Below are 4848 nucleotides of genomic sequence, written 5' to 3'. Positions count from 1 at the left end.
TCGCGGAGGTGGTCGACGCCGCGCTCGCGCAGGAGGAGGAGGACGCGTGGGTCGCCGCGCAGGTCGCGGCCGGGCACCCCGTCGACGGGCTGTTCCCGATGGACGCGACGTGGAGAGCGAGGTACGACGCGTGGCGCCGCACCCGGTGAACGCCTCCCCCGCCGGTCGGGCGGCCACGGCCGGGCGGCCCGCACCCGTCGCACCGGGCGGGACGCCGGCCGAGGCACCTGCGGGCACCGGCAAGTCGCAGCACGCGTACCGGTGGCTCCGCGAGCGCATCGCGGGCGAGGTGTACGCGCCGGGTCACCGCCTCGTGCTGGGCACGATCGCGGACGAGCTCGACATGAGCGTCGTGCCGGTGCGTGAGGCGATCCGGCGGCTCGAGGCCGAGGGGCTCGTGACGTTCGAGCGGCACGTCGGGGCACGCGTGTCCCTCATCGACGACACGCAGTACCGGCACAGCATGGAGACGCTCGCGATGCTCGAGGGCGCCGCGACCGCGCTGGCCGCCCCGCACCTCACCGCGGAGCACGTGGCGCAGGCGCGGCGCGTCAACCGGCGGCTCGTCGAGCAGCTCGACGAGTTCGACCCCCGGGTGTTCACGTCGCTCAACCACCGGTTCCACGCGGTGCTGTTCGCGGCGTGCCCCAACCCGCGGCTGCTCGCGCTGGTCGACGCCGAGTGGGCGCGGCTGGGGCACCTGCGGGACTCGACGTTCGCGTTCGTGCCCGACCGGGCGCGGGAGTCCGTGCGGGAGCACGAGGCGCTGCTCGACCTGATCGCGTCGGGTGCGTCGCCGGCCGACGTCGAGCGCGCGGCGCGCGCCCACCGGTCCGCCACGCTCGCGGCCTACCTGGCCCGCGAGCACCCCGACGAGGCGCCGGCGTCGACCGGTGCGACACCCCCGGAGAGGTGAGCGATGGCCACCACGGACGACCGTCCCGGCGCACCGGCGGAGGCGCACGTGCCCGCGGACCTGCCGGACCGGGTGCGGCACCACATCGGCGGCGAGGACGTCGACTCGGCCGACGGCGGGACGTTCGACGTGCTCGACCCCGTCTCGAACCGCACGTACCTGCGGGCCGCGCGGGGTACCGCGGCCGACGTCGACCGTGCCGTCGCGGCCGCCCGGCGGGCGTTCGAGGAGGGGCCGTGGCCGCGGATGCTCCCCCGCGAGCGCTCACGCGTCCTGCACCGGGTCGCGGACGTCGTCGAGTCCCGGGACGCGCGGCTGGCGGAGCTGGAGAGCTTCGACTCGGGGCTGCCGATCACGCAGGCGCTCGGGCAGGCACGCCGGGCGGCGGAGAACTTCCGGTTCTTCGCCGACCTGGTCGTCGCGCAGGCGGACGACGCGTTCAAGGTGCCCGGGCGGCAGCTGAACTACGTCAACCGCAAGCCGATCGGGGTCGCGGGGCTGATCACGCCGTGGAACACGCCGTTCATGCTCGAGTCGTGGAAGCTCGGCCCGGCGCTCGCGACGGGCAACACGGTCGTGCTCAAGCCGGCGGAGTTCACGCCGCTGTCGGCGTCGCTGTGGGCGGGGATCTTCGCCGAGGCGGGCCTGCCCGCGGGCGTGTTCAACCTCGTGCACGGCATCGGGGAGGAGGCGGGCGACGCCCTGGTGCGGCACCCGGACGTGCCGCTGATCTCGTTCACGGGCGAGAGCCGCACGGGGCAGCTGATCTTCGCGAACGCCGCACCGCACCTCAAGGGCCTGTCGATGGAGCTCGGCGGCAAGTCCCCCGCGGTCGTGTTCGCCGACGCGGACCTCGAGGCGGCGGTCGACGCGACGATCTTCGGGGTGTTCTCCCTCAACGGGGAGCGGTGCACCGCGGGCAGCCGGATCCTGGTCGAGCGGTCGGTGTACGACGAGTTCGTCGAGCGGTACGCGGCGCAGGCGCGACGCGTCGTCGTCGGCCCGCCGCACGACCCCGCGACCGAGGTGGGCGCGCTCGTGCACCCGGACCACTTCGCGAAGGTCATGTCGTACATCGAGATCGGGAAGACCGAGGGGCGCCTCGTCGCGGGCGGCGGCCGGCCCGACGGCTTCCCCACCGGCAACTACGTCGCGCCGACCGTGTTCGCCGACGTCCCGCCCGACGCGCGCATCTTCCAGGAGGAGATCTTCGGGCCCGTCGTCGCGATCACACCGTTCGACACCGAGGCCGAGGCGCTCGCGCTCGCGAACGGCGTCCGGTACGGGCTCGCGGCGTACGTGTGGACGAACGACCTGCGGCGGGCGCACACGTTCGCGCACGGCGTCGACGCGGGGATGGTCTGGCTCAACAGCAACAACGTGCGCGACCTGCGCACCCCGTTCGGCGGCGTCAAGGCGTCCGGGCTGGGCCACGAGGGCGGGTACCGCTCGATCGACTTCTACACGCACCAGCAGGCCGTGCACGTGACGCTCGGCCCGGTGCACAACCCGACGTTCGGCAAGGTCGCCGCGCACCCGCCGGCCGACCTCGACGACCCCGACCCGCGCTGAACCCGACGACGAGAGGCGCACGACGTGAATGCCACCCCCACGCCACCGGACGCCGCCCCGGCGGGCGCGCGCTTCATCCCGACGCCCACGTCGCCGCCACCGGACGTGCTGCGCGCCCTCGCGATCGAGCTCGTCGTCACCGACCTCGCCGCGTCGCGGCACTTCTACGTCGACGTGCTCGGCCTCGTCGTGACCGCGCAGGACGCGACGTCGCTGCACCTGCGCACGTTCGACGAGTTCCTCCACCACAACCTCGTCCTGCGCCAGGGGCCCGTCGCGGCGGCCGCCGCGTTCACCTACCGGGTGCGCGCGCCGCACGACCTCGACCGGGCCGTCGCGTTCTACACCGAGCTCGGGTGCCGCGTCGAGCGGCGACGCGACGGGTGGACGACGGGCGTCGGGGACGCGGTGCGCGTGCAGGACCCGCTCGGCTTCCCGTACGAGTTCGTGCACGACGTCGCGCACGTCGCGCGGCTGTCCTGGCGCTACGACCTGCACCCACCCGGCCCGCTCGTGCGGCTCGACCACTTCAACCAGGTCACCCCCGACGTGCCGCGCGCCGTGCGCTACATGGAGGACCTCGGGTTCCGCGTCACCGAGGACATCCAGGACGCCGACGGCACGACGTACGCCGCGTGGATGCGCCGCAAGCCCACCGTGCACGACACCGCGATGACCGGCGGCGACGGGCCGCGCCTGCACCACGTCGCGTTCGCGACGCACGAGAAGCACGACGTCCTCGCGATCTGCGACCGGCTCGGCGCGCTGCGGCTGTCCGACCGGATCGAGCGCGGACCCGGGCGGCACGGCGTGTCCAACGCGTTCTACCTGTACCTGCGCGACCCCGACGGGCACCGCGTCGAGATCTACACGCAGGACTACTGGACCGGCGACCCCGACAACCCCGTCGTCACGTGGGACGTGCACGACAACCAGCGGCGCGACTGGTGGGGCAACCCCGTCGTGCCGTCCTGGTACACCGAGGCGTCCCTCGTGCTCGACCTCGACGGCGAGCCGCAGCCCGTCGTCGCCCGCACCGACTCGACCGAGATGGCCGTGACGATCGGCGCCGACGGGTTCTCCTACACGCGGCCCGACGACGACGCCGACGCCCTGCCCGAGTGGAAGCAGGGCGAGTACAAGCTGGGGCACCAGCTGTGACCCCCGCACGCCCTCGACCTCACGAGCCGCACCGGCCGCAGCGGGGCGTCCCGTGCTGACGCCCGACGCGGTCGCCGACATCGCCGACGAGCTCGCCGCCGCCGAGCGCGACCGCACCACCGTGCCCCTGCTCACCGCCCGCCACCCCGGCATGACCGTCGACGACGCCTACGCGGTCCAGGCCGAGTGGCGACGCCGCGCGCTGGCCGCCGGGCGGCGGCACGTCGGCCGCAAGATCGGGCTCACGTCGAAGGTCATGCAGGCCGCGACCGGCATCGACGAGCCCGACTACGGCGCGATCCTCGCCGACATGGTCCACGAGGACGGCGCCGTCCTCGAGCACGCTCGGTTCTCCAACGTCCGCGTCGAGGTCGAGCTCGCGTTCCTCCTCGCCGAGCCCGTCGACGGGCCCGACGCGACGATCTTCGACGTGCTGCGCGCGACCGAGTACGTCGTCCCCGCGCTCGAGGTCCTGTCGTCGCGCATCGCGCTCGACGGCCGCACGATCGTCGACACCATCAGCGACAACGCGGCGATGGGCGCCATGGTCCACGGCGGCACGCCCGTGCGTCCCGACGACGTCGACCTGCGCTGGGTCGCGGCCCTGCTGCACCGCAACGGGACCGTCGAGGAGTCCGGTGTCGCCGGGGCCGTGCTCGGGCACCCCGCGCGCGGCGTCGCGTGGCTCGCGAACAAGCTCGCGCAGCACGGCGAGCGCCTCGACGCCGGCGAGCTCGTCCTCGCCGGCTCGTTCACGCGCCCGATGTGGGTGCACCGGGGCGACACCGTCCTGGCCGACTTCCACGACCTGGGGACGCTCTCGTGCCGCTTCGACTGACCCCGACGTTCCGCGACGCCCTCGCGCGCCGCGCTGACCGGCCGCTCATCGGCATGTGGGTCTGCACCGGCAGCCCGCTCGTCGCCGAGATCTGCGCCGGGTCCGGCCTCGACTGGGTGCTGGTCGACATGGAGCACGCGCCCAACGGGCTGGAGTCGGTGCTCGCGCAGCTCCAGGCCCTCGCCGCGTACCCGGTGACACCCGTCGTCCGCCTCCCCGCCGCCGACCCCGTGGTGATCAAGCAGGTCCTCGACCTCGGCGCGCAGAACCTCCTCGTCCCCATGGTGTCCACCGCCGACGAGGCGCGCGCCGTCGTCGAGGCCGTCCGCTACCCGCCGCACGGGCGCCGCGGCGTCGGCGG

Annotated in this window: 5 protein-coding genes; all 5 read left to right on the top strand. The window is 74.2% G+C overall.

Features of this window, described 5'->3' with window-relative positions; all coding sequences use genetic code 11:
* Positions 1-130: 130 nt before the first annotated feature.
* Entirely contained in the window at positions 131-916 is a 786-nt protein-coding gene (locus tag HGA02_RS10670; RefSeq protein ID WP_343035436.1) for a GntR family transcriptional regulator, read from the top strand.
* A gap of 3 nt (positions 917-919) precedes the next feature.
* Positions 920-2488: a 5-carboxymethyl-2-hydroxymuconate semialdehyde dehydrogenase gene (gene hpaE, locus HGA02_RS10665; protein ID WP_168678989.1), complete on the top strand. Its 1569-nt coding sequence runs from the start codon at positions 920-922 to the stop codon at positions 2486-2488.
* Between the two features lie 24 nt (positions 2489-2512).
* Complete coding sequence (gene hpaD, locus HGA02_RS10660) at positions 2513-3649, top strand: 3,4-dihydroxyphenylacetate 2,3-dioxygenase (protein ID WP_168678988.1); 1137 nt, start codon at positions 2513-2515, stop codon at positions 3647-3649.
* Between the two features lie 52 nt (positions 3650-3701).
* Positions 3702-4487 carry a fumarylacetoacetate hydrolase family protein gene (locus tag HGA02_RS10655; RefSeq protein WP_168678987.1) on the top strand — a complete coding sequence of 262 codons (786 nt, stop codon included), beginning with the start codon at positions 3702-3704 and terminating at the stop codon, positions 4485-4487.
* Positions 4472-4848, top strand: a 377-nt coding sequence (locus tag HGA02_RS10650) for an HpcH/HpaI aldolase family protein (protein ID WP_343035435.1), incomplete at its 3' end; no start/stop codon positions are given. The genes HGA02_RS10655 and HGA02_RS10650, both read left to right, overlap by 16 nt.

This window comes from Cellulomonas septica (genome assembly GCF_012396155.1).
Taxonomy (GTDB): domain Bacteria; phylum Actinomycetota; class Actinomycetes; order Actinomycetales; family Cellulomonadaceae; genus Cellulomonas; species Cellulomonas septica.
The sequence above is the reverse complement of the archived record's forward strand: the minus strand, read 5'-3'. Positions and strand labels throughout refer to the sequence as shown.